The following is a 23,458-nucleotide window of genomic DNA, read 5'->3' on the forward strand; positions in this document are numbered from 1 at the left end:
TTTATAACAATCGCCCCGAATACTGCATTTTTATAACCTATTAGTATTGTTGTCCTTATATGAAGTTGTACCATAATCTGTCTCAAATTGGCTTTTTAAAGAAAAGTTATGCTTTCAAATTTTTGTTTGTTGCGTTTATTGGTATTCATATCCCTCTGATAGGAATTTTATTCTTTGTACTGTATTACAATCACAGTGTTTCGGCTACCTCAATTTTGATTTTTTCTTTGGTTATGACCTTATTAGCGACATTAGTGACGCTTTTGGTTTTGAATCACTTAATAAAACCCATTTCAATAGCCTCGAAAGCCTTAGACGATTACCGACACAATAGAAGATTATCTATTTTGCCTACAGAATATAGCGATGAGGCAGGTTTACTTTTGTGTAACATTCAGGAATCGATTTATGAATCAGAAAGTTTTATCAATGAAAAACAGGATTTGATTTATATGCTTTCTCACGATCTGAAAAATTTTGCCGGAAATCCGCAGGGACTGGCGCGATTGATTATAAGTGAAAAACCATCAGAATCAGTCCGCCAATTGGCAGAATTGATTTGCGAATCTACCAATTTACAGTTTCGATACATTGAAAACTTTATTAAATTATTGCAGGAACAGGATCGGGTAGCGAAAGGGAATTTGGAGATCAGAATGATAACCTTTCCTAATATCTTACCTTTTATCAATGAACAGGTTGAACAGCGTCTGATCGATAAGAATATTAAATTAAGTCTGAATTTAGAACTGGTTGAAGCAAAACTAAGAATTGACGAAGGTTTACTGGTTCAGGTTTTAGTGAATTTGATTAGTAACGCCGTTAAATTCTCTTATTTTGATAGCGAAGTTAAAGTGAGAATTTATACTGAAGATGGAAAATTCATTGTAACAGTTACGGATAATGGAATTGGTTTTGACAAAAATCAAATTGATGAGCTCTTTAAAAAATTCACAAAAATGAGCCGATTGGGTACCGCTAATGAATCTTCGACCGGAATTGGTCTGTATCTCTGTAAAAAAATAATTGAGAAAAATAAAGGTAAATTAACCGCAACCAGTGAAGGTAGAAACAAAGGCGCTGAATTTAGAATCGAGTTTGAATTGTAAATTTTGGTTTATTGTTTATTGCTTGTTATTGAGATTTTTAGATACTGTTTAATATTCTGAAATGTAGCGCTCCGTTGGAGCTCTTTCTTTTCAGGGGATAATTGTGCCATATTTATTTTGCTCCTTCGGAGCTCAATTCAGAAAACTTTTTCGTGAAATGATAAATTCGCGTCAATTCGTGTTTTCGCTTTAGCGAATCCGTCTAATCCGCGTTAAAAATGTGAGAAGTTCTTATGTCGAGTTTATGGCTCTGAATGAATCTTAATTGTTGAATAAAAATCAATTCAGAACCATAAAGCTGTTTTAGTCAAATAAATCAGAAGACAAATAACGATCGCCACGATCACAAATCACAGCAACAATAACTCCTGATTCCAATTGCTCAGCAATTTTTAAGGCAACGGCTACAGATCCTCCACTGCTCATTCCGGCAAAGATACCTTCTTCAAGAGCAAGTCTTTTTGTCATTTTTCTGGCTTCCTCTTCGCTCACATCAATAACAGTATCTACTTTCGAAGCATCAAAAATTTTAGGTAAATATTCCTGCGGCCATTTTCTAATTCCCGGAATTTGAGATCCGTCACTAGGCTGAGCCCCGATGATTTGAATATTGGAGTTTTTTTCTTTTAAATAAGTAGAAGTTCCGATAATAGTTCCTGTAGTTCCCATTGCCGAAACGAAATGAGTTACTGTTCCTTCCGTATCGTTCCAGATTTCCGGACCTGTGGTTTTGTAATGCGCTTTCCAGTTGTCATCATTAGCGAACTGATTTAGCATCAAATAACCGCCCTGAGCAACTTTTTTGTCGGCATAGTCCCTTGAGCCAATAATTCCTTCACTAGCGGGCGTTAAAATGACTGTGGCGCCATAAGCACGCATCGTTTGAGTTCGCTCTTTTGTAGAATCTTCAGGTAAAACCAATTCGATTTCAATTTGAAACAATTGTGCGATCATTGCCAGAGCAATTCCCGTATTTCCGCTGGTAGCTTCAATTAGTTTGTCACCTTTTTTAATATCACCTCTTTCAATAGCCGAAGCAATCATGTTGTATGCCGCTCTGTCTTTTACACTTCCTCCGGGATTATTACCTTCAAGTTTCAGTAAAAGCTTTACATTTTTATTTTTAACCAAATTGACAGTTTCCATCAATGGAGTGTTCCCAATTAGGTTAAGTAATTTCTGTGGACCCATTTTATTTTTTTTCTTTTATTTTAACTTCAGTTGTAGTGGTGTTTAAAACGATTGAATCTTCGGGGATAGATTTAGTGATCCATGCATTTCCGCCTACAATACTGTTTTTACCAATGATAGTTTCACCTCCCAAAATCGTAGCATTGGCATAAATACAAACGTTTGCTTCTACAGTCGGATGTCTTTTGGCGTTTTTCATTTCTTTGCTAACGCTCAGAGCGCCTAAAGTAACACCTTGATAGATTTTCACGTGTTTTTTAATCACAGTAGTTTCTCCAATTACAATCCCTGTAGCGTGATCGATAAAAAAGGGAGAGGCAATCTCAGCCCCGGCATGAATGTCAGTTCCGGTAATTCGATGCGCGTACTCACTCATCAATCTTGAGAAAAGTAAGAGATCCAGACGATACAATTCGTGACTTAATCGGTAAATGGCGATCGCGTAAAATCCGGGATATCCCAAATAAACTTCGTCGATGCTGTTCGATGCCGGATCGTTTTCAAGAATGTATTCGGCGTCCTGATTTAGTTTTTCCAGAACTCCGGGCAATTTTTCCAAAAAGCGATCCCACATCGCATCACACGAATTTTCAGATTTTTTGCAGGCCAGAACAGCAATTTCTTTAAAACGAATCTCCAGTTCTTTGATACTTTCGTCTAAAGCTGCATTTGAATCAAAGAGAGTGTAAAAAAGCTTTTCGGTAAAATCTTCTGTTTTGGTTTTGATGCCATAATTTATGCTTGAATGACTTTTTAAAGCTTTTAGGTTTTGTATGATGGAATCTTTTGTCAAAATGGTAAAATTGAATGAATACTTAGAAACGCTAAAAGTAAGGTGTTTTTTGTAAATAAAGGCATGAATTCTACAAAGAAATTTTCTTTTGGAAGTGGTATTTGTGATAAATAAAAGAAATGTAAGCCGCTCTTTTTTATGTCATTCTTAAGCAGTTAAATGTGTAAATTAGCAGTTAAAAATTGTAAAAATGAAAAATAACTCCACTTTTAAAAGCGCTATTTCTGATATTTCCTTTCCTGAAAGCGATAAAATTTATGGAAAATCGATACATGACCCTATTTTAGGATTGATTATTAAAGATCATCCCTCTTTTAGCGATGAGGATTGTATTGCTGTGAAAGAATTGAATGAATACCGTCAAAGATATATATCGAACTATTTGTCAACGGAAATCGGAGTGCTTTCAGATCTCGAACAAAGCGTTCTTTCTTCGTTAAAAGAAGACAAATCAATTGTTAGTATTGCGGAAGACGAGCCGGAAACCAGAAATTTAGGTCAGAAGGTAGCAGATCAGGTGGCAGATTTTGGCGGAAGCTGGACGTTTATTATTTCTTTTATGATTTTTATTATCGTGTGGATCGGCACGAATGTTTATATTTTGGTCAACAAAGGTTTTGACCCTTATCCGTTTATTTTGCTCAATTTGATTTTGTCTTGTATTGCTGCATTGCAGGCGCCGGTCATTATGATGAGTCAGAATCGCCAGGAAGAGAAGGATCGAAATCGAGCTAAAAAAGATTATATGATCAACCTTAAATCGGAATTAGAGATCAGAATGATTCATGATAAAATCGATCATTTGATCATGCATCAGCAACAGGAATTGATCGAAATTCAAAAAGTTCAAATCGAAATGATGAATGATATTTTAGATAAGATCAAGAAATGATTCTTACAAAATGAGAGGGGGTAAAAGATCCGAAAAGGTTAAAAAGAGCATTTTCTGGTTGAAGAAAATTAGGGTACTTAGAATGTTGGATTTTGCTTTTTTTTGATGCAAAGAAGGGGAGGAAAGGAGTGGCTTTTGGATTGAATTCTATTTTGCATTTGATCGAAAATATAATTTCGAAAAAGTAAGAATAAAACAGGGGGGATCTTTTGAATACTGTTACAAAAGAAATACAATTTAATACACTTCGATGACACCGGTTTTTCCAAATTAAAAGTTTTCTTTTTTCTAAAATCAGGCAAGAATTAATAAAGACAGTTGGAAAGGGGTAGTGTTGCTATTTTAAAGTTTCCTACTTTTGGACTTTCAATACTTATAAAAAAATGAAAGCGTTTAAAATTTTAATAATGATTCTTGCTATTTCGGTTGCGTTATACGAGCAGGTTTCAGCAGAAAAAAATATCTATATTATGGTAATTGCCATCGCGGTTTTCATGTATGGAATGATGCAGTTGAGTGCAAAAACACCTAGTAAAAATCAAGATAAAGAAGAGCAGGATGTTGACTAAAGGAGATAAGGTTTCGGTCTTAGACGAAGCGATAAACGGGACAGTAGTTTCGGTGAAAAACAAGGAAGTTTTGATCGAAACTGAGGATGGATTTATGATGACATTTTTTGTCAATGAATTACTTAAAGTGCAAGATTCCAGTAATTTAATGAATTCAATTAAAAGAATTGATTTAGATGAGATTACAAAAGAGAAAACCGAGCCAAAACCGCGAAGTTTTGTGAAAGAAAAGAAAGATAAACGTGAGATTTCGGCTCCTGAGTTTGATTTACATATCGAAAAACTGGTTCCAAATAAACGCGGAATGTCTAACTATGATATTTTGACTTTACAGACGGAAACAGCAAAAAGACATATTGAATTTGCGATCAGAAATCGTATTCCTAAAATTGTTTTTATTCATGGCGTTGGTGAAGGAATTCTAAAAGCGGAACTTGATTTTTTATTGGGTCGTTACGACGGAATAGATTTTCAGGATGCTAATTATCAAAAATACGGCTTAGGTGCGACAGAAGTTTATTTTAGACAAAATCAGAAATAGGAACTTGTTTCGATCGTAAAACATTAGATTTTGGGCAAAAAAAAGCGTCCGTTTTTCTCTCCAGATTTCTTATGAAATCAGTTCGGAAAACGGACGTTTTTTGTAGGAAATTAAACAGGTGTAAACCTGTTTGAAAATTGCCTTTTATGGTGTAGCTGGAACCTCAAGAATTCCATAATTGTAAATAGTTGGTAATTTAAAACTACTGTTGGCTCTTGTGAGTTTTACACCTTTAAGAACAATCTTGTGGAAATAAGTACTTCCAACAAGAGTTGTACTGACTTCGATAATTCCACTTACATTTTCTACACCGTTATCTGCGATCCATATTTCGTTTACAGTCGGTTTCGTAGGTAAGGGTGAAGCACAGAAATAATCTTGAGTTAAGGAGCCGTCGTTGTAAGTACGCAGTAAAACTTTGTTTAGTGTGGCACTGATCAAACCTTTTTTAGGCTGGTTAGAAGGTGTAACTACGTTTTCGAGTAACTTAGGATCAATACTGTCAATTGTTATCGCAGTTGAGGCGCTAAAGTTGTACAGTTGTTTTGATGTTGTGCATTGTCTGACTACTCCCAGAAAAGTAGCATTTGGAGAGTTGTAAGTAGTTTTGAAAGTACCAAAAGGGTACTCAACTTCTACTTGTGGACCTGAGGGTTTTAAGAAAGTAATGTTTTGAAAAACGAGATTATGATTATAACCTGTGATAGTAGAACTTCCATCAGGATTATCTGTGATTGCTGCCGTACTGATATCGACAATTTTTCCGGCAGTAGCCTGCCACTCTTCTGTTACAGCTGGTGTCGTTGGTGGTATTGCGCCGCAGATATTGTCAACAGCTACCAGACCATTATAAGCTCTGTATACGACACGTGTCGTGGTATTATTAATGTCGTAAGTCAATGGTTTGCCGGGTACCGTTGCGTCATTCGTAAGGGTATTAGGAGGCAATTGAATTAACAGTGATTCCTGTTTTTTAAGTTTGTATATAAGGCTGTTGGTTGTAGTATTGCAGGTTGCTGCTGTGATACTAGGATCACTAAAGTCAATCGTATCAACCACTAAATCTCCATCGTCACAGCCGTTTAATAAAAGCGCAAAGAAGAGAAGGCTTGCATATTTTTTCATCGTAATTTTATTTGAGGTCAAAAATAGTGAAAAATTTGGCAAATGATATTCAAGATTTGACAATTGATATTTCTTAACTTTGCAGAGATGAAAAAAGTATACCTCGATAACGCCTCTACAACCGCAATGCGCCCTGAAGTGATTCAGGAAATGATAAAAGTGATGACCGAAGATTTTGGAAATCCGTCTTCTACACACAGTTTTGGAAGAAATGGAAAGACTATTTTAGAGCTTTCCAGAAAGAGTATTGCGAAGTATTTAAATTGTACAGCACAGGAGATTATTTTCACCTCAGGAGGAACTGAGGCTGACAATTGGATCCTTCGTTCGGCAGTGGAAGATCTTAAAGCAGAACGCATTATTACAACCAGAATTGAGCATCATGCAGTGTTGCATACTGCACAGGTTCTGGAGTCAGAATACAATGTTCAGTTAGATTACGTAAATGTAAATCCCGACGGAAGTATCGATTTAACTCATCTGTCGAATTTACTAGCTGAAGACAAAAAGACAATTGTCAGTCTGATGCATGTAAACAACGAAACCGGAGCTGTTTTGGATCTGGAAAGAGTTGGTGTAATTTGTAAGCAGTATAATGCATTGTTTCATTCGGATACTGTTCAGTCTGTTGGGAAAACTGAGATCGATCTGCAAAAAATCCCCGTTGATTTTATTGTAGCAAGTGCGCATAAATTTCACGGTCCAAAAGGAGTCGGGTTTGCATTTGTTCGAAAAAATTCAGGATTACAGCCTTTGATTTTTGGAGGAGAGCAGGAAAAAGGTCTGCGTGCCGGTACAGAAGCCGTGCATCAGATTGCCGGAATGGCGAAAGCTTTGTCTCTTTCATATGAGAATTTAGACGCTGAAAGAAACTATATTTCAGGCTTGAGAAGTTATCTTATTGAGCAGCTGGAAACTCATTTTCCGGGTTTCAGAATCAATGGGAAAAAGGATGATTTTTATAACATCATCAATGTTATTCTGCCGTTTTCAGCAGATAAAACTTCGATGCTTTTATTTAGTTTAGACATGAAAGGAATTGCAGTTTCCAGAGGCAGTGCCTGTCAGTCCGGGAGTGTGAAACCATCACATGTCTTGAAAGAAATGCTTTCGGAGGCTGATTTAAAACTACCAAATCTCCGAATTTCATTTAGTCATTTCAATACCAAGGAAGATATTGACTGGTTGATTGAGAGTTTAAAAGGTGTTTAAAGTTTTAAGTTTCAGGTTTCGTGTAGAACTTGAAACCTGAAACCTGAAACAAAAAAATTATTTACGAATCACTTTTACCTGTGAATCATTAGTGAGCTTTATAATGGTTGATGGTTTTCCGGCAATTCTGTCGTGATACAGGTTTACTACATAGTCTACACCATTTACAATTTCCGGATTGATGTCTTTGAAGCCAATAGGAGTAGGTTGTCCAGAAATATTAGCTGAAGTCGAAACTAATGGTTTTTTCATTCGTTCCAATAATTTAAAACAGAATGGTTCTTTTACCAGACGAACAGCAAGCGAATTGTCGGCAGCGATGATATTTGGAGCAACATTGCGTGGTTCATCCAAAATTAAGGTGGTTGGTTTTTCGGATAAGTCTAAAATTTGCCAGGCTACTTCAGGGATGTTTTTAAATACATTGTACATCATTTTTTCACCATTCATCAATACAATCATGCTTTGTGTTTCAGCACGCTGTTTGAGTTTGTATATTTTGGCAACAGCCTCAGGATTTGTTGCGTCACAGCCAATTCCCCAAACCGTATCAGTAGGGTAGAGAATGATTCCTCCTTCTTTTATGACCTCGTACGCTTTGATTATTTCTTCGTTCATATTACAAGTCAATTATTCTGTATGATGGAATTCCTTTGATTTTAAACTTATGGTGATACATGTAAAGATTGATTAGTCTTTCTGAAATAAAACCAAAAATTCGGGCCTGATAAGCATCTTCCGGGATCGTAATTCGGGATTCTAATTCAAATAAAATGGAGAAAAGCCAGGCATAATAGCTGTCGAATTTTTCTTTTGAGCTAACCATCATATTTCCCATGTGGAAAAGGGTTCCTTCATCCAAAAATTGGGTAATACTGTCTTTATATTCCGGATATTTCTCCAAAATGATCTGTTTGGTTAGATCCCAGTCCTCTTTTCGGTGTTCCTCACAGTAGTTATCAGTCAAAGATCCTTTTTTGAACTTATAAGGACGGCATAGAATTACGTCGTATTCTGAAAGAATAGAAGCTATTTTTTTTTCCAGTTTTTCAGAAGAGGTATTGAATAGCTTGGTCTTTTTGAAATCTTCGTTTTTGATTTTTTTCTGTGCCGAAGGTTTTAAATTGTACCAGTCGTTGTAAAAGTTGAGATATCTTCTGTAATGACAAATCCCTACGTAATCAGCTTCTTTTTCGTTTTTCCAAATCCAGTAAGCAGCTGTCAATTCACAGTAATTACTGTTTTTGTTTCCAATATTGTCCTGTGTATTGTCTCTTAAGATAGTATCAGTGATTGATGGATTTGTTCCCACCTGAATCGGAACCAAAACATCATTAGATAATACAGGGTTTTCTTTATGAGTTACGATAAAAATCTTAATCATTATTCAGTTCTGTTTTAGATCTTTTTAAAGCTATTGCGATTATTTGATGCATGTCGTAATATCTGTATTCTGATAATCTTCCTCCAAATATTACATTCTTTTCTTCTAAAGACAGTTTTTTGTACTCTTCAAACAAGGCTTGGTTTTTAGCATCGTTTATAGGATAAAACGCTTCATTAGAAGGGTTCCATTCGCATGGATATTCTTTTGTAATAACAGTTTTGCTTTGTTTGCCAAATTCAAAATGTTTGTGCTCAATTATTCTGGTAAAAGGGTAACTGGCGTCGTTGTAATTAACAACAGCATTTCCTTGGAAATTGTCTGTATCGAGAACTTCATTTTCAAATTGTAGAGATCTGTATTCCAGAACCCCTAATTTGTAATCGAAATATTCGTCAATCTTTCCGGAATACACAATTTTATCAGCAAGTCCGTCAAATTTCGCCCGGTCTGAAAAGTAATTGGTATTGGTTACCACTTCAATTCCGTCTAATAATTTGTCAATTAATTTATTGTAACCGCCAATAGGGATTCCCTGATAAGTGTCGTTAAAATAGTTATTGTCAAAAGTGAATCTAACCGGAAGTCTTTTGATGATAAAAGCAGGTAATTCAGTGGCTTTTCTTCCCCACTGTTTTTCAGTATATTCTTTTATAAAATAATCGTAGATGTCTTTACCGACAAGACTTAATGCTTGTTCTTCCAGATTTTTCGGGTCTTTTACTCCGTAAGCTGCTACTTGTTCTTCTATTTTTGCTTTGGCTTCCTGAGGTGTTTTTGTTCCCCAAAGCTGGTAGAAAGTATTCATGTTAAAAGGTAAATTGTACATTTTACCTTTAGAGAGTGACATCGGAGAGTTGGTAAAGTTATTGAATTCAACAAATTGATTCACATAATCCCATATCGCTTTATCGTTGGTATGAAAAATATGTGCACCATATTTATGAACATTAATCCCTTCGATATTTTCACAATATATATTTCCTCCTATATGGTCTCTTTTGTCAATTACCAGACATTTTTTGCCTGCTTTTTTTGCTTCATGAGCGAACACACTGCCGTAAAGACCTGATCCAATTATTAAATAGTCATATTGCTTTTTCATGATGCAAAAGTAGAGATTAATTAGTAAATTGCAACAAATTACAAAAGTAAAAATGGCAGGAAAAATACAAGTAGGATATCTGGTTTCGTATGATTATGAGTTATTAAAAACATCACTTCCAACAGTGTATAACGATGCAGATGAAGTTTTTGTCGCCATTGATAAAAATAGAAATACCTGGAACGGAGGAAGCTTTACGATCGACGCTTCTTTTTTTGAATGGATTAAGGATTTTGACGTTGATAAGAAGGTAGTGATTTACGAAGATGATTTTTATGTTCCGGCTTTAACTACAATGGAATGTGAAATCAGAGAGCGAAAAATGCTTGCTGAAAAAATGGGCATTGGCAACTGGATTGTTCAGGTAGATTGCGACGAGTATTTTGTTGATTTTAAAAAGTTTGTCTCAGATTTAAGACGATACGATTCCTATCTTATGAATCCCGAAAAACATCCTATTCAAATATGTGCTTTCTGGGTTATGCTTTATAAGTATACAGATCAGGGTATTTTATATGTAGATAAACCGCTGAAAGCAATTTTTGCGACAAACTATCCTAATTATAAAAGCGGACGCAGAATCAAAGAGCGTCAGATTTATACCAATAATATTGTTTTGCATGAATCGTTGTCAAGAACTGAGGCTGATTTGCGTTTCAAACTCGAAAACTGGGGACATAATGTAGATGTAGATAAAGGATTTTTGGACAAATGGCTTGTGGTAAATGAAAACAATTATAAAGAATATAAAGATTTTTACTATTTACAGCCTAAAAGATGGAAGAAATTAGGATTTTTCTCGACTAAAAGCATCCCTCAGATAAAAGAGATCATTGAGAAAGAAAAAAGACTGAATGTATCGAAGTTCAATCTCTATTTTAAAAATTTCGGACAGTGGCTGAAATATTCACTGAAGAAAAAGAAGGCATAAGGTAATTTTTATTTCGTTTTTGCTCTCATAATTGATTTTTCTTAATTATTAAGGTTATTTTTGCTTCCTTCCATTTCCTCCTGGAATTGCAGACTATTGAACTGCTTTTCGATGCTTTGGTTTGAATAGAATAAACGGTTGAGCATTGGAAATGGATAATAAATTAATATCAAAGTTATAGTTAATGATCTCAAAATTTAGATTTTCAACAGCGGTAAAAAGTTCCAGAGACATTCTGACTTTTATCAAAGATTTTAATACTTCAGGCGAGTTGTTTGGAAATGGAGACCGAAATGTTATTAAGTTGTTTGATCTCGAGGGAAAAAAAGTCAACATTAAATCCTTTAAAATTCCGAATTTAATTAACAAAGTAGCTTACCGCTATTTTAGAAAATCAAAGGCAAGACGTTCGTACGAATACGCTACAATTTTGTTGGAAAGAGGCATTGGAACTCCACAGCCCATAGCGTTTTTGGAAAATTTTAATTTTGTAGGTCTGAGAGACAGTTACTATGCAAGTGAGCATCTGACAACTGATTTAACGTATAGAGAACTTGTAGAAATTCCGGACTATCCCGATCATGATAATATACTGAGACAGTTTACCCGATTTAGTTTTGGCCTTCATGAAAAAGGAATTGAATTTTTGGATCACTCACCGGGAAACACATTGATTAAAAAGAAACAGGACGGAAATTATGAATTCTTTTTGGTCGATTTAAACCGAATGGAATTTCATGAATCAATGCCTTTTGAAATGCGTATGAAAAACCTGTGCCGTCTGACTCCGGTAAAAGATATGGTGGCGGTGATGAGTAACGAATATGCAAAGTTTTATAAAGAAGAATCCGAGCAAAAAATATTTGAAACTTTGTGGAAATATACTGCTGATTTTCAAGAGAAGTTTTACAGAAAAAAGCGCTTAAAAAAGAAGCTTAAGTTCTGGAAGAAGTAATTCGGAAAAGCTCTTTATAGCGAACAAAAACGCTGTAAGCATTTAGATAACATATCGTGATTCCTTTGGCTCCGTCTAAAATGCCCAAACGAACTAAAAACTGATACAAAAAAGTATAAACAGGATGGAAAATCATCAATAAACGTGATGGTTTCTGTCCTTTTTTTTGTTTTTCATTGGCCTTTAAAACTCCGTAACTGTACATTTTTGCTTTGTAGTCAGCATAAGAAGTGTACGAGAAATGAATGATCTTATTTTTTAAAGTTGCAATCGGCCCGTTCACGATCAGTTTTTCGTGTACCATTCTGTCCTGATTGTATCGACAGTGCGTTTTATTAAAAAGTCTGAAAATTTTATCCGTTTGCCAGCCGCTAAAATGAAGTTTACGGTTTTTGAACATGAAAGTTCTGTAAATGAAATAGGCACTTGCCGTATCTTTTTGATTGATGGTGGCTGCAATTTCCAGCTTTAGTTCCGGAGTTAATCTTTCATCAGCATCGATGAATAAGATCCAGTCGTTTTTTGCCTGATCAATTGCAAAATTACGTTGTGAAGTGTAATTGACGAACGGATTCTGGATTACTTTTACATTTTTGAAAGATTCAATTATGCTCAGCGTTCGATCGGTACTGTATGAATCTACCACAATGATTTCATCGGCAAAATCGATATCTTCCAGTAATGATTTTATATGCTGTTCTTCATTAAGCGTAATAATCAAAACGGACAATTTTTCCCTGTCAGCAGTATTCATAAGTTCTTCACTCATTTTCAATTTTTATACTCCTGAAAATAAGTATCCAGTTTTTCAAGCATTAAAGGTAAAGGATACTCATCGTAGTATTGAAAAGTATGCTCCTTTATATATTGTTCGGTGTGTTGCTTGTATATTTCCGGTTTTAGATCTTTTAAGTGAATGGAGAAGTTTTTGGCTTCATTTTCAAATATTTGCCAGGTCTCTTTTCTAACAGATGGTGTGAATATGGAGAAGGTTGGAATTTCAAGTGCTTTAGCCATATTTACAGCTCCGCCTTCATTTCCAATCAGCATTTCGCATTGTGAAAGTAAAGCCAGAAAAGGTCTTAGTTCAGTACAGTACAAATCAAAAACGATGTGTTTTTTAGTTTCGGCACTGCAATGGTTGTATACTTCGAGAGCCTGTTCTTTTTGATCCGGGATATAATTGAAAATAATAGTAGCATTGGTTTTAGCAACTGTGAAATCGATAATTTTGGCCATTCCTTCCAAAGGATATGTCTTATAAACTTCGCTTCCCAGAATTCCAAACATGATTAATGGCTTTTCCGTATCGACCTGATAGCTTTTTAGAAGCTTTTTTGCATCATCAATTTCAGATTCTTTTAAAAAGATTTTTGGTTTTACATCCGTAATCTTTTCAGAAATGAACGGTTTTAGAAGCATCAAACGATTTTCGATAGCCAATCCGTGTTCTGATTCTACGGCATCTAAGCGTTCATAAGTGTAATTGTAGAATATTTTGGTGTACCATTTACGATACGAAACCTTATATTTTGCACCCGAAAACAACGTAATTAGATTAGTTTCCAGCTTAGAATAAACATCAATAACGGCATCGTATTTATTACGTCGAATTTGAAAAATAAATTTAAACAGAGAAGGAGTTGATTTTCGAACCTTGTTGGATAAAGGAATAACGTTATCAATATTCTTGTTCTCTTTTAGTACATCCACAGAATTTGGATAACACATATAATCGATAACCGAATCCGGATATTTGGTTTTTAGATTATTACAGATTATAGTGCTCGTTAATACATCTCCAATTCTTTTTTGCTGAATGACTAATATTCTCATTTATTTAAAATTCAATTTGTGGGCTAAATTAGTAATAATTTTATAAAGTGTGCAAACGTATGATTAAGATAAGGTAACTACAATAAAAAGTTCTATTTTTGTAAAAAAACAAATTCCCCCAAGAAAATGCAGATAAGTGGTCTTGTTATTACTTTCAATGAAGAGAAAAATATCGGTAAATGTATAGATGCTTTACTAAAAGTGTGTGATGAAGTAATTGTAGTAGATTCGTTCAGTAAAGACCGAACTGTTGAAATTGCCAAAGAAAAAGGAGCAATTGTTGTAGAACAAGCTTTTTTAGGTGATGGTCCGCAACGCACTCATGGTTTGCCATATTGCAAAAATGACTGGATTTTAAATCTTGATGCTGATGAGTTTCTGGATAAAGATGCAGAAAAATTTATAACAGATAAAAAGTACCTTGAGGGAAATTATGATGCTTTTAGTTTCAGAGTAAAAAACTTTTTAGCCGATAAACTTATCAATTTTTCAGGATGGTATCCGGACCATAAAGTTCGTTTTTTCAATAAACAGACAGCGCATCCTTCTGATTCTAAGGTGCATCAGAAAATAATCACTCAAAACGAGAAGAAAGTTGCCGTGCACATCCTGCACTACGGTTGGGATTCTTTAGATCAAATTATTGCAAAAAAGAATCAATATTCCGGTTGGCATGCACAGCAATTGTTTGACCAGGGGGAAAGAATATCGGCAATTAAGCCAGTTATCAATGGAGCAGTTGCGTTTATCAGATGTTACTTTTTTAAGAAAGGTATTTTTAATGGTATAGACGGTTTGTCGATAGCCATGATTCAGAGTTTCTTTTCTTATATGAAATATGCTAAGCTTTTAAAACTTCAAAAGAGGCTAAAATAAAATTTGATAAAAACGGAGGTACAATTTCAATTACAGTACTGTTTTTTAAGATACTAGCACAGTCCTTCACGCTGTGTTGTTACTTGGTTTTTCGATTGTTGCATGTGTCAGATATATTTTCTGCAATATATCTAGGGGTAAATTTGCTTTAAAAATTATAATAAGTGGTTTTTTTCTTATATTTACAAGCGAGCAAGATCAGGTTTTATTTAACAATAATGAGGTTTTTTGTTTCATTTCTTTTTTTTTTACTTAAAAGTGTTTTTTTTGTGAAAAATAATACTATTAATGATAGATTTGCTAAAAAAAAAGAGAATGTCAAAGCTGCCCATTTTAATGTATCATAATGTTGTAGAAGACGAAGCAAAGTCTGTAAATCTAAGTGTTTCTATAGCAAAGTTAGAATCACAATTTAAATTTTTACACGATAACAATTACACGACATTTCATTTTAAAGATTTAAAAAATTTAAAAGAACTTCCTACCAAAAGCGTTATAATCACTTTTGACGATGTTACCGTGTGCCAACTGTTGTATGCGGTGCCTTTGCTTGAAAAATACCAATTAAAAGCCTCTTTTTTTATACCATTTTCTTATGTTGGTAATTTCGATTACTGGATCGAAGGAAAAGAAAAAATTATGAGTGTCGAACAGTTAAAAGGATTAAACCCTGATCTTATTGAACTAGGGTATCACTCTTTTGAACATAAAAGATACAGTTCGTTGTCTAAAGAAGAGTTAGAAGCTGATTTTGCGAAATCTAATGCCTTTATTTTGGATAATCAATTAGATATAAAACCTGTCCTGGCATATCCTTTCGGGAATTATGCCAAGAAACATTCTGAGTTTGCTGTTTTTGAAAATATGATGCGTGATAACGGTATTAAGTACGGTTTGAGAATAGGCAACAGAGTAAATAATTTTCCCTTTAAAAATAACTATTTGGTAAAGAGAATAGACATAAAAGGTGAAGATAGTTTGTTTAGATTTAAATTAAAATTGAAAATAGGTAAGCTTAAATTATTTTAAAAAATGCTATGGAAATTAGTGGATTGGTAATAACGTATAATGAAGAAAAAAACATTGGTAAATGTATTGATGCGCTGTTCAGGGTTTGTAACGAAGTAATTGTTGTAGATTCGTTAAGTACAGATAATACAGTGAAAATTGCCGAAGAAAAAGGGGCTAAGGTTGTTTTGCAGAGCTTTTTAGGTGACGGACCTCAGAGAATTCACGGTCTTCCTTATTGTAAAAATGACTGGATTTTAAATTTAGATGCGGATGAGATTTTGGCCGAAGATGCGGAGAAATTTATATTATCAGGTCAATATGAAAAACAAAATTTTGATGTGTATGCCTTTTCTCTGTATAATTATATGGGCTGTAAGCTGATTAATTTCGCAGGTTGGTACCCGGATAAAACTTCACGATTTTTTAACAAACAAACTGCTTCTCCTTCAAAAGATAGTGTTCATCAAAAAGTTTTGGGTAATAATAAGACCCATTTAAAAGTTCATATTCATCATTATGCCTGGGACTGTTTCGGACAATTTATCAGTAAGAAAAATTTATACTCGACCTGGCATGCTCAGCAGCTTTACGATCAGAATAAAAGAGTAAACAGTTTTAAGCCTTTGTTAAATGGCACAGTTTCTTTTATTAGATGTTATTTCTTTAAAAAAGGTTTTTTGCATGGATTAGACGGTTTTACATTTTCGGCGACTCAGGCTTTTTTTTCGTATATGAAGTATGCTAAGCTTTTGAAACTTCAAAAACAGAACAAGTAAAAAATAATCTATAAAAAAGCAAAGCGGAATGATCACTCATTCCGCTTTGCTTTTTTATAGAGACTGTAAATTAAACAGCAACATCGTACTCACGAAGTGCATTGTTTAATGAAGTTTTTAAATCAGTTGATGGTTTACGAGTACCAATGATTAAAGCACATGGTACCTGGTATTCACCTGCAGCGAATTTTTTAGTGTAACTTCCCGGAATCACAACAGAACGAGCAGGAACAAAACCTTTCATTTCAACAGGTTCGTCACCCGTTACATCAATAATTTTTGTAGAAGCAGTCAAACAAACGTTAGCACCAAGAACAGCTTCTTTTCCTACATGAACTCCTTCTACTACAATACAACGAGAACCAATAAAAGCACCGTCTTCAATAATAACCGGAGCAGCTTGTAAAGGTTCTAAAACACCGCCAATACCAACACCACCGCTTAAGTGGACATTTTTACCAATCTGTGCACAGCTTCCAACTGTCGCCCATGTATCAACCATAGTACCTTCGTCAACATAAGCACCAATGTTTACATAACTTGGCATCAAAATTACACCGCTTGAAATATAAGCTCCATAACGGGCTACAGCATTAGGTACTACACGAATTCCTTTTTCAGCATAACCTTTTTTCAGCAACATTTTGTCGTGGTATTCAAAAATACCGGATTCCCATGTTTCCATTTTTTGAATAGGGAAATACATTACAACAGCTTTCTTAACCCATTCGTTTACCTGCCACTTGTCACCAACCGGTTCAGCGCAACGTAATTTTCCTGCATCAATCAATTCAATAACTTCTCTGATAGCATCAGTTGTAGTCGTTTCTTGCAATAAAGCTCTGTTTTCCCAAGCTTGTTCTATTATAGTCTGTAAAGAATTCATAAGTTTTAATTTTTGGCAAAGATAAGGTATTTGCGGAAAAGCAGAAAAGTAAAGCTATCGTAAAATGTTATAGGTGTAACTTTTTGTTTGTATTTTGATAAATAAATTTAAGCGTAAAATAATGCAGGAATGCGGTTAATCTATAAACGCTTTTTTTTGATAGGAAAACATGATAAAAATCAGATTTTGCGTTTTTACTTCTGGTTAATTTCGCGGTATAATTCCCGAAAGAATAGAGAGGAATTGAGATATACCATTCCAAAACAAAAATATTTAATCAGTAAGAAATGAATCAAGAAAATCAACTCCGAACGCCTGTTACAGTAATCGATAAAGAAGTCACGTGGGATAAAACACAAGTGATTATGAGTAAAACAAATGCTTTTGGCATTATTGAATATGCTAATGAAGTATTTGTAGATGTATGCGGTTATGAAGATTATGAGTTAATGGGGCAACCACACAATATTATACGTCATCCGGATATGCCAAAGGTTATTTTTAAGGTACTTTGGGAAAATCTTAAAAACGGAAAGAACTTCCATGCGATTGTTAAAAACCTTGCGAAGTCAGGACGTTACTATTGGGTTATTACCGATTTTGAGATTGCAAAAGACGAAAACGGAGTTATTGTAAATTATTTTGGAAGACGACAAGCAGTACCACAAGAGGTAATAGCCTTGCATATTGAGCCGTTGTACAAAAAACTGCTTCAAATCGAGGCAGCGAGTGGTATGGAGTTTAGTGAAAAGTATCTAATTGGATTTCTGGAGGAAAAGAAGAGGACTTATGTTGAATATATTAAGGAGTTAATTTACGAGCATGAGAAATCGCAGGCAAAATTTGCTCAGTATGAAGTACAGGAAAATGATGAAGAGGAGGAAAGAGGTTTTTTTAGAAGACTGTTTAACAGATAGAAGTTATTTTTTTTAGGTTTTGAATATTTGGAAAAAAATCCGTTTTGAAAAAAAAGCTCAAAACGGATTTTTTATTAGGTAAAATGAATATTGATTGTTTTTAAGGATGTTGAATTTTATGAATTTGATAGAGAAATGGTTCCAGTGTTCGGTTTTATAAAATACTGAGATTCTCTTTAGATTTATAATTTTTCCTTTCTATCTTTGTTGAAAATTCAAAAATGCCAAGAATTCTTTCTATAGACTACGGACAAAAACGTACCGGAATTGCTGTTACTGACGAAATGCAGATTATTGCTTCAGGTTTAACAACAATACCGACCAATACCCTAATTGATTTTCTGAAAGATTATTTTGCAAAAGAAAAGGTAGAAGCCGTTTTAATTGGTGAGCCTAAGCAAATGAATGGTCAGCCATCAGAGAGCGCTTCGGTTATTAAAGGGTTTGTAACTCATTTTACGAATATTTTTCCTGACATGAAAGTCATTCGTGTCGACGAACGTTTTACGTCAAAAATGGCCTTTCAAACGATGATCGATAGCGGACTTAGTAAAAAACAGCGCCAGAATAAAGGTTTAATCGATGAAATTTCGGCTACGATTATGCTTCAGGACTATCTTTCGTCCAAACGTTTTTAACACCCAATCTTTTAGCTTTTTATTTTTTAGAAAAACATAACTTTTATCATGCAATTTTAGTTTTTTTTTGCAATTATAAAAAGTACCTTTGCACTTTAAAAATAATACTGTTATGTCTGACAAAACAATACGTTCTAATAGTGAAGTAGTGCTTATTGGAGCGGGAATTATGAGTGCCACTCTTGGAGTAATTTTGAAAGAATTACAACCTGATATAAAAATTGAAATTTACGAAAGATTAGATGTTGCTGCTGCTGAAAGTTCAGATGCATGGAATAATGCAGGAACAGGGCACTCTGCCTTTTGTGAATTAAATTACACTCCTGAAAAGGCTGACGGAAGTATTGACCCGAAAAAAGCAATAAGTATTGCAGAATCTTTTGAGATTTCACGCCAATTCTGGTCCTATTTAGTAGAACAGAAAAAGGTACCATCTCCTGATAATTTTATTAAAAGTGTTCCCCATATGAGTTTTGTTTGGGGAGATAAAAATGTGGAGTATCTTAAAAACAGATTTGAAGCATTACAAAATAACCCTATTTTTTCTCAAATGGAATTCAGTTCTGATTTTGAGCAATTAAAAAAATGGATGCCGCTTGTCATGGAAGGCAGAGATGCTAATGAAAAACTGGCAGCTACTTACATGGAAATAGGTACTGACGTGAATTTTGGGGCTTTAACCAGAAGCATGTTCAATTATTTAGCCACACTTGATGGTGTTTCACTGCACTTTAATCATGAAGTTAAAAAACTAAAACAACGTGAAGATAAATCATGGCGTATCAAAATCACCGATCTTGCTACCGGTGATGTGAGAAAAGCCTATACTAAGTTTGTATTTATCGGAGCTGGTGGAGGTTCGTTACCTTTGCTAGAAAAGGCAAATGTACCTGAAGGAAACGGTTACGGAGGTTTTCCGGTAAGCGGACAATGGTTAAAATGTACCAATCCGGAGGTAATTGCAAAACATCAGGCAAAAGTTTACGGAAAAGCAAGCGTTGGGGCACCTCCAATGTCTGTACCACATATTGATACCCGTGTGATTGATGGCGAGAAAGCATTGCTTTTTGGTCCGTTTGCAGGATTTTCAACACGCTTCCTGAAAAATGGTTCTTACTTAGATTTACCATTATCTATAAAACCGAACAACTTAATCCCGATGTTGTCTGCAGGATATCATAATATTCCTTTAACTAAATATTTGATTGAGCAGGTACGTCAGTCTCCTAAAGACAGAATGAAAGCCTTACGTGAGTATTTGCCAACAGCACGTTCTAAAGACTGGAAACTGGAAAGAGCTGGACAACGTGTTCAGGTCATCAAAAAAGATGAAAACGGAGGTGGAGTTTTAGAGTTCGGTACTGAAGTAATTAGTACACACGATGGAAGCCTGGCGGTGTTATTGGGAGCTTCTCCGGGAGCATCAACTGCAGTAGGTATTATGATTGATTTGATCAGCAGATGTTTTACCAATCAGGTGAAAACACCGGAATGGCAGTCAAAAATGAAAACAATGATTCCTTCTTACTGTCAGACTTTAAATGATAAACCGGAACTTTTAGCAGAGCTTAGAAAACATACTTCTGAAGTTTTAGGACTAAAAAATAGTTAAGCTCAGAACCTACAATAAATGACAAATCCAGATGAATTAATCTGGATTTGTTGCTTTAAATTCCTTTGTAATCTTTAAAATCTTCTCAGCAAGATTGCTCATCCAAATTAATTGCTCGATAACCATTTGAGCTTCCTGCATTTTGGCTTGTCGTGTTTCTTTATCCAAATCATCATCGGCAGCCAGACGCTTAAAGTTGACACGTTTAAGTTCTTCAAATTGTAAAGTCACGTCCTCCTTATCAAAATAAGTGTCATTTATTATTTTTTCATTCCTTAACACAGCAATGGCGTGATTCAGATTGGAAAGAATTGTTTTTATGATGTAATTAAAAGATTCTGAAGCAGAAGTAGTTTGGTGCGACTGGATATAAGTCGATAACGATGCTAAGGCTGATAATATCGAATGGTTAAGCACCACCAGTTTGTTAACCAATGGAAGTGTTTTTTGTTTCGATTTAGGCTCCTGCATCATTCGCTGAAAGGAAGTCATTAAATTTCCAACCTCAACAAAAGCATTTTTTCTGGACAGTCGGTATGAAGTAGGAACTTCGCCTTTCTTGTTGTAGAAATCGGCAATCTCCTTCAGATAATTTCGATTGGCCCGAATCGAATTTTCAATGTGAATAGGAGTATTGATAAATTCCCAGGCCGGCCATAAAAACTGATTCGCTAAAAATGCTAAAATAGCTCCCGCAAGTGAATCGAGAATTCTAAACTGAATCACTTCAACCACATTCGGGGCTAAAATTCCATAGATAAAAACCACATACATCGTAACAAATGTTGCGCTGATCTTGTAGTTAATCTGGGTAAACGAAATACCAAGAAGCATACAAACAATAGAGAATATACTCAATACAACGTGGTTTTGTACCAAAGAAACGATTCCAAAGGCTATTAATCCGCCTAAAATAGTACCGAAAATTCGATTATAGGAGCGTTCTTTCGTTAAGCCGTAACCCGGACGCATGATTACGACAATGGTCAGTAAAATCCAGTAAACGTTTTGAAACGGAAGAAACTTTCCAATCACAAAACCAATTAAAATAGTCGTCGTTAGTCGTATTGAATGCCTGAAAATAGAAGAAGAATAGGAGAGATTCTCAATTAGCGTGCGTAACGGGTAATATTGAGGTGTTAGAAACTTCTCCAGTTCCTTATCCTTGTCTTTTAATTTATAAGATTGCATCGCAAGTGAAAAAGCACGCTGAATGGTTTTGATTTTTCCCACCTGATTTTTAGCATACTTCAGCATATTCGTCAACATCAAAACACCTTCGGCAGCTTCTTCTTTGCCTAAAGTTTTTTCATAGTCAAAAATCGCAAACTCCAAAGCATCCAGTTCATTCTTTAAATCATTTTTGTCTACATATACACTTATATTGTGTACGTTTTTAGATAATTTCTTTAAGGTAGAGGCTAATTTATAAGCTACATTTTGATAGGTTCGCAGTACATCCGGATGCGCGGAAAATTTTTCATGAATTTTGTTGTGGTCGAATGAAGTATATAAAGCCAGTTCCTGAATTTCTACCAAAGTGATAAAAACCAGTAGCATTTTCCGATTTTGACTCGTAGCTCCCGAAGTATTCTGATTGCCAATAAGCATTTTTCTCAGATCCTCATGAATCAGGTTGAGTTCTACCTGAACGCTTAATTGTTTTTCGATTATCGCTGTTCGGTTGGCTTCAGGACTCCATAAATCTCCTCTGAGTTTTAGATATTTGGCCGTTAGTTTTATTCCTTCGGCGATTTGAAGTTCAACATATTTGTATGGCTGTACAAAGTGAAAAACAAGTGATACAATCAGATATAAAATTCCACCTATAAAAATAAAGCCCGAATATTCAAAAGCTTCCCAACCTTCATGCAAATGACCAAACGACAGGGAAATTGACAATAAAGCAGAAAACGAAACCAGAGTGGCACGCTGACCATATACTGAAATCATTGAACATAAAAACAGTAAAAAACCTAAGAAAGGATAAAATAGAAACGGGTAAGGATAAGCCAGATTTACTAATAAGTTCACTCCCGAAACGATAAAAGAAGCTACTATAAGTCCTTTTATTTTATGGCTTAGCGAACTGGCAATATCACTGGGATAGGTATAAAAAGCCCCCAAAGCGATAGTAAAACCTATTTCGAAATGCCCTAGGAAGTTCAAAATTAAGACAGGAACAACTGAAGCAATAGTTACTTTTGAGGCGTTTAAAAAAGAAGTACTGTTGGTAAATTTCGAGATGCGATCAAACATATATGAAGGTTTACAAACAAAGGTAAGAATTGTACGAATTAATTTGGCATAATTATAGCTGAGTTTTTGGTGAGATTGCAAAAAATGACATATAATAGCCCTTTCGAATTATTCATTGACTATTTTTTACTATTTTTGCCAGCTGAATTAAGAGAATTGAATTCAGTGTTTTTCAGTAGATAATACATTAAAATAATACAAATGATTTTACCAATTGTAGGATATGGTGATCCTGTTTTAAGAAAAGTAGGTGAGGCAATTACGCCAGATTATCCAAACCTAAAAGAAACAATAGCTAACATGTATGAAACCATGTACAACGCTTTAGGGGTTGGACTTGCCGCGCCTCAGGTAGGCGTGCCTATTCGTTTGTTTGTTATTGATACAACTCCTTTTAGCGATGATGAGGACCTCTCTTCAAATGAGCAGGAAAATGTAAAAGGTTTCAAAAAAACGTTTATCAATGCTAAGATTTTAAAAGAAGAAGGTGAAGAATGGAGTTTTAATGAAGGTTGTTTGAGTATTCCGGACGTTCGTGAAGATGTGTACAGAAAACCTACCGTTACAATTGAATATTGTGAGGAAGATTTCGTAATGAAAACAGAAGTTTTTGACGGGTTGGTAGCCAGAGTAATCCAGCACGAATACGATCATATTGAAGGAATTTTGTTTACAGATAAAATCTCTTCTCTAAAGAAACGTCTGATCCAGAAAAAACTAAAAAATATTACTGAAGGTAAAACATTTCAGGAGTACAGAATGAAATTTGCTGCCGCAAAAAAAGGAAGATAGTATTCTAAAGTGTGAATTTAGAATCAAAGAGATATAATAAATCAAATT

At 34.8% G+C, this 23,458-nt stretch carries 24 protein-coding genes; 14 read left to right on the forward strand and 10 right to left on the reverse strand.

Annotated elements, in window-relative coordinates; all coding sequences use genetic code 11:
- The first annotated feature begins 59 nt into the window (after positions 1 to 59).
- Entirely contained in the window at positions 60 to 1,109 is a 1,050-nt protein-coding gene (locus ACAM30_RS15900; RefSeq protein ID WP_369615573.1) for a sensor histidine kinase, read from the forward strand.
- A gap of 303 nt (positions 1,110 to 1,412) precedes the next feature.
- Here the strand turns inward: ACAM30_RS15900 and cysM are convergent, their stop codons facing one another.
- Positions 1,413 to 2,300, reverse strand: a complete 888-nt coding sequence (gene cysM, locus ACAM30_RS15905) for a cysteine synthase CysM (protein WP_369615574.1) — start codon at positions 2,298 to 2,300, stop codon at positions 1,413 to 1,415.
- 1 nt (position 2,301) lies between these two features.
- The gene (locus tag ACAM30_RS15910) at positions 2,302 to 3,093 is read right to left on the reverse strand and encodes a serine O-acetyltransferase (RefSeq protein WP_369615575.1); all 792 of its coding nucleotides are present in this window, start codon (positions 3,091 to 3,093) and stop codon (positions 2,302 to 2,304) included.
- A 190-nt stretch (positions 3,094 to 3,283) separates the two neighbouring features.
- Between ACAM30_RS15910 and ACAM30_RS15915 the strand changes: the two genes are divergently transcribed.
- The 3 genes from ACAM30_RS15915 to ACAM30_RS15925 all read left to right on the forward strand — a co-directional run bounded on the left by ACAM30_RS15915 (position 3,284) and on the right by ACAM30_RS15925 (position 5,095).
- Positions 3,284 to 3,985, forward strand: coding sequence for a DUF1003 domain-containing protein (locus ACAM30_RS15915; RefSeq protein ID WP_369615576.1), 702 nt, complete (start codon positions 3,284 to 3,286; stop codon positions 3,983 to 3,985).
- 383 nt (positions 3,986 to 4,368) lie between these two features.
- Positions 4,369 to 4,554 (forward strand): hypothetical protein, encoded by a 186-nt coding sequence (locus ACAM30_RS15920; protein WP_017498305.1) that lies wholly within the window; start codon positions 4,369 to 4,371, stop codon positions 4,552 to 4,554.
- Entirely contained in the window at positions 4,544 to 5,095 is a 552-nt protein-coding gene (locus tag ACAM30_RS15925; RefSeq protein ID WP_369615577.1) for a Smr/MutS family protein, read from the forward strand. Before ACAM30_RS15920 ends, ACAM30_RS15925 begins: the two co-directional genes overlap by 11 nt.
- Before the next feature lie 144 nt (positions 5,096 to 5,239).
- On the opposite strand, the gene ACAM30_RS15930 is transcribed toward ACAM30_RS15925, so the two are convergent.
- A complete protein-coding gene (locus ACAM30_RS15930) occupies positions 5,240 to 6,220 on the reverse strand; it encodes a hypothetical protein (RefSeq protein ID WP_369615578.1) in 981 nt (326 codons plus the stop codon).
- 87 nt (positions 6,221 to 6,307) lie between these two features.
- Here ACAM30_RS15930 and ACAM30_RS15935 point away from each other — a divergent pair, with 87 nt between their 5' ends.
- Complete coding sequence (locus ACAM30_RS15935; RefSeq protein ID WP_369615579.1) at positions 6,308 to 7,432, forward strand: cysteine desulfurase family protein; 1,125 nt, start codon at positions 6,308 to 6,310, stop codon at positions 7,430 to 7,432.
- Between the two features lie 57 nt (positions 7,433 to 7,489).
- Here the strand turns inward: ACAM30_RS15935 and ACAM30_RS15940 are convergent, their stop codons facing one another.
- From ACAM30_RS15940 to glf, 3 genes are read right to left on the reverse strand one after another with little or no spacing between them, the layout of a single operon-like run.
- The gene (locus ACAM30_RS15940; protein WP_369615580.1) at positions 7,490 to 8,050 is read right to left on the reverse strand and encodes an L-threonylcarbamoyladenylate synthase; all 561 of its coding nucleotides are present in this window, start codon (positions 8,048 to 8,050) and stop codon (positions 7,490 to 7,492) included.
- Between the two features lies 1 nt (position 8,051).
- A complete protein-coding gene (locus ACAM30_RS15945) occupies positions 8,052 to 8,816 on the reverse strand; it encodes a DUF4422 domain-containing protein (RefSeq protein WP_369615581.1) in 765 nt (254 codons plus the stop codon).
- Positions 8,809 to 9,921 (reverse strand): UDP-galactopyranose mutase, encoded by a 1,113-nt coding sequence (gene glf, locus ACAM30_RS15950; RefSeq protein ID WP_369615582.1) that lies wholly within the window; start codon positions 9,919 to 9,921, stop codon positions 8,809 to 8,811. The genes ACAM30_RS15945 and glf overlap by 8 nt, the downstream gene beginning before the upstream one ends.
- A 52-nt stretch (positions 9,922 to 9,973) precedes the next feature.
- Here glf and ACAM30_RS15955 point away from each other — a divergent pair, with 52 nt between their 5' ends.
- Positions 9,974 to 10,852, forward strand: coding sequence for a hypothetical protein (locus ACAM30_RS15955; RefSeq protein WP_369615583.1), 879 nt, complete (start codon positions 9,974 to 9,976; stop codon positions 10,850 to 10,852).
- Positions 10,853 to 11,036: 184 nt separating this feature from the next.
- Complete coding sequence (locus tag ACAM30_RS15960) at positions 11,037 to 11,807, forward strand: Kdo domain containing protein (protein WP_369615584.1); 771 nt, start codon at positions 11,037 to 11,039, stop codon at positions 11,805 to 11,807.
- Here ACAM30_RS15960 and ACAM30_RS15965 read toward each other — a convergent pair.
- Both ACAM30_RS15965 and ACAM30_RS15970 read right to left on the reverse strand, forming a co-directional pair.
- The gene (locus tag ACAM30_RS15965; protein ID WP_369615585.1) at positions 11,788 to 12,576 is read right to left on the reverse strand and encodes a glycosyltransferase family 2 protein; all 789 of its coding nucleotides are present in this window, start codon (positions 12,574 to 12,576) and stop codon (positions 11,788 to 11,790) included. The genes ACAM30_RS15960 and ACAM30_RS15965 overlap by 20 nt on opposite strands.
- 2 nt (positions 12,577 to 12,578) lie before the next feature.
- On the reverse strand, positions 12,579 to 13,643 hold the full coding sequence (locus ACAM30_RS15970; RefSeq protein ID WP_369615586.1) for a glycosyltransferase family 9 protein: 1,065 nt from the start codon (positions 13,641 to 13,643) through the stop codon (positions 12,579 to 12,581).
- A gap of 126 nt (positions 13,644 to 13,769) precedes the next feature.
- On the opposite strand from ACAM30_RS15970, the gene ACAM30_RS15975 reads away from it, so the two are divergent.
- The 3 genes from ACAM30_RS15975 to ACAM30_RS15985 all read left to right on the forward strand — a co-directional run bounded on the left by ACAM30_RS15975 (position 13,770) and on the right by ACAM30_RS15985 (position 16,306).
- Positions 13,770 to 14,519, forward strand: coding sequence for a glycosyltransferase family 2 protein (locus tag ACAM30_RS15975; RefSeq protein WP_369615587.1), 750 nt, complete (start codon positions 13,770 to 13,772; stop codon positions 14,517 to 14,519).
- 315 nt (positions 14,520 to 14,834) lie between these two features.
- Complete coding sequence (locus ACAM30_RS15980) at positions 14,835 to 15,548, forward strand: polysaccharide deacetylase family protein (RefSeq protein WP_369615588.1); 714 nt, start codon at positions 14,835 to 14,837, stop codon at positions 15,546 to 15,548.
- A gap of 8 nt (positions 15,549 to 15,556) precedes the next feature.
- Positions 15,557 to 16,306 (forward strand): glycosyltransferase family 2 protein, encoded by a 750-nt coding sequence (locus tag ACAM30_RS15985; protein ID WP_369615589.1) that lies wholly within the window; start codon positions 15,557 to 15,559, stop codon positions 16,304 to 16,306.
- A 70-nt stretch (positions 16,307 to 16,376) separates the two neighbouring features.
- On the opposite strand, the gene ACAM30_RS15990 is transcribed toward ACAM30_RS15985, so the two are convergent.
- Entirely contained in the window at positions 16,377 to 17,192 is an 816-nt protein-coding gene (locus tag ACAM30_RS15990) for a 2,3,4,5-tetrahydropyridine-2,6-dicarboxylate N-succinyltransferase (protein ID WP_369615590.1), read from the reverse strand.
- A gap of 287 nt (positions 17,193 to 17,479) precedes the next feature.
- Between ACAM30_RS15990 and ACAM30_RS15995 the strand changes: the two genes are divergently transcribed.
- From ACAM30_RS15995 to ACAM30_RS16005, 3 genes are all read left to right on the forward strand, one after another.
- On the forward strand, positions 17,480 to 18,109 hold the full coding sequence (locus ACAM30_RS15995; protein WP_070906724.1) for a PAS domain-containing protein: 630 nt from the start codon (positions 17,480 to 17,482) through the stop codon (positions 18,107 to 18,109).
- A 221-nt stretch (positions 18,110 to 18,330) separates the two neighbouring features.
- Positions 18,331 to 18,747, forward strand: coding sequence for a Holliday junction resolvase RuvX (gene ruvX, locus ACAM30_RS16000; protein WP_369615591.1), 417 nt, complete (start codon positions 18,331 to 18,333; stop codon positions 18,745 to 18,747).
- 112 nt (positions 18,748 to 18,859) lie between these two features.
- Positions 18,860 to 20,359, forward strand: coding sequence for a malate:quinone oxidoreductase (locus ACAM30_RS16005; RefSeq protein ID WP_369615592.1), 1,500 nt, complete (start codon positions 18,860 to 18,862; stop codon positions 20,357 to 20,359).
- 36 nt (positions 20,360 to 20,395) lie between these two features.
- Here the strand turns inward: ACAM30_RS16005 and ACAM30_RS16010 are convergent, their stop codons facing one another.
- Positions 20,396 to 22,618 (reverse strand): FUSC family membrane protein, encoded by a 2,223-nt coding sequence (locus tag ACAM30_RS16010; RefSeq protein WP_369615593.1) that lies wholly within the window; start codon positions 22,616 to 22,618, stop codon positions 20,396 to 20,398.
- A gap of 201 nt (positions 22,619 to 22,819) precedes the next feature.
- Between ACAM30_RS16010 and def the strand changes: the two genes are divergently transcribed.
- The gene (gene def, locus ACAM30_RS16015) at positions 22,820 to 23,410 is read left to right on the forward strand and encodes a peptide deformylase (RefSeq protein ID WP_369615594.1); all 591 of its coding nucleotides are present in this window, start codon (positions 22,820 to 22,822) and stop codon (positions 23,408 to 23,410) included.
- Positions 23,411 to 23,458 lie beyond the last annotated feature (48 nt).

The sequence above is a fragment of the Flavobacterium sp. CFS9 genome (assembly GCF_041154745.1).
In the GTDB taxonomy this organism is placed as follows: domain Bacteria; phylum Bacteroidota; class Bacteroidia; order Flavobacteriales; family Flavobacteriaceae; genus Flavobacterium.

What these genes read in the sequence shown, in the direction of transcription:
- ACAM30_RS15960 (WP_369615584.1), top strand. Translation starts at nt 11,037, where the DNA reads ATGATCTCAAAATTTAGATTTTCAACAGCGGTAAAAAGTTCCAGAGAC.
- ACAM30_RS15965 (WP_369615585.1), bottom strand. Translation starts at nt 12,576, where the DNA reads ATGAGTGAAGAACTTATGAATACTGCTGACAGGGAAAAATTGTCCGTT.
- cysM (WP_369615574.1), bottom strand. Translation starts at nt 2,300, where the DNA reads ATGGGTCCACAGAAATTACTTAACCTAATTGGGAACACTCCATTGATG.
- ACAM30_RS15945 (WP_369615581.1), bottom strand. Translation starts at nt 8,816, where the DNA reads ATGATTAAGATTTTTATCGTAACTCATAAAGAAAACCCTGTATTATCT.
- ACAM30_RS15940 (WP_369615580.1), bottom strand. Translation starts at nt 8,050, where the DNA reads ATGAACGAAGAAATAATCAAAGCGTACGAGGTCATAAAAGAAGGAGGA.
- glf (WP_369615582.1), bottom strand. Translation starts at nt 9,921, where the DNA reads ATGAAAAAGCAATATGACTATTTAATAATTGGATCAGGTCTTTACGGC.
- ACAM30_RS15935 (WP_369615579.1), top strand. Translation starts at nt 6,308, where the DNA reads ATGAAAAAAGTATACCTCGATAACGCCTCTACAACCGCAATGCGCCCT.
- def (WP_369615594.1), top strand. Translation starts at nt 22,820, where the DNA reads ATGATTTTACCAATTGTAGGATATGGTGATCCTGTTTTAAGAAAAGTA.
- ACAM30_RS15915 (WP_369615576.1), top strand. Translation starts at nt 3,284, where the DNA reads ATGAAAAATAACTCCACTTTTAAAAGCGCTATTTCTGATATTTCCTTT.
- ACAM30_RS15970 (WP_369615586.1), bottom strand. Translation starts at nt 13,643, where the DNA reads ATGAGAATATTAGTCATTCAGCAAAAAAGAATTGGAGATGTATTAACG.
- ruvX (WP_369615591.1), top strand. Translation starts at nt 18,331, where the DNA reads ATGCCAAGAATTCTTTCTATAGACTACGGACAAAAACGTACCGGAATT.
- ACAM30_RS16010 (WP_369615593.1), bottom strand. Translation starts at nt 22,618, where the DNA reads ATGTTTGATCGCATCTCGAAATTTACCAACAGTACTTCTTTTTTAAAC.
- ACAM30_RS16005 (WP_369615592.1), top strand. Translation starts at nt 18,860, where the DNA reads ATGTCTGACAAAACAATACGTTCTAATAGTGAAGTAGTGCTTATTGGA.
- ACAM30_RS15920 (WP_017498305.1), top strand. Translation starts at nt 4,369, where the DNA reads ATGAAAGCGTTTAAAATTTTAATAATGATTCTTGCTATTTCGGTTGCG.
- ACAM30_RS15985 (WP_369615589.1), top strand. Translation starts at nt 15,557, where the DNA reads ATGGAAATTAGTGGATTGGTAATAACGTATAATGAAGAAAAAAACATT.
- ACAM30_RS15975 (WP_369615587.1), top strand. Translation starts at nt 13,770, where the DNA reads ATGCAGATAAGTGGTCTTGTTATTACTTTCAATGAAGAGAAAAATATC.
- ACAM30_RS15980 (WP_369615588.1), top strand. Translation starts at nt 14,835, where the DNA reads ATGTCAAAGCTGCCCATTTTAATGTATCATAATGTTGTAGAAGACGAA.
- ACAM30_RS15930 (WP_369615578.1), bottom strand. Translation starts at nt 6,220, where the DNA reads ATGAAAAAATATGCAAGCCTTCTCTTCTTTGCGCTTTTATTAAACGGC.
- ACAM30_RS15955 (WP_369615583.1), top strand. Translation starts at nt 9,974, where the DNA reads ATGGCAGGAAAAATACAAGTAGGATATCTGGTTTCGTATGATTATGAG.
- ACAM30_RS15990 (WP_369615590.1), bottom strand. Translation starts at nt 17,192, where the DNA reads ATGAATTCTTTACAGACTATAATAGAACAAGCTTGGGAAAACAGAGCT.
- ACAM30_RS15900 (WP_369615573.1), top strand. Translation starts at nt 60, where the DNA reads ATGAAGTTGTACCATAATCTGTCTCAAATTGGCTTTTTAAAGAAAAGT.
- ACAM30_RS15925 (WP_369615577.1), top strand. Translation starts at nt 4,544, where the DNA reads ATGTTGACTAAAGGAGATAAGGTTTCGGTCTTAGACGAAGCGATAAAC.
- ACAM30_RS15995 (WP_070906724.1), top strand. Translation starts at nt 17,480, where the DNA reads ATGAATCAAGAAAATCAACTCCGAACGCCTGTTACAGTAATCGATAAA.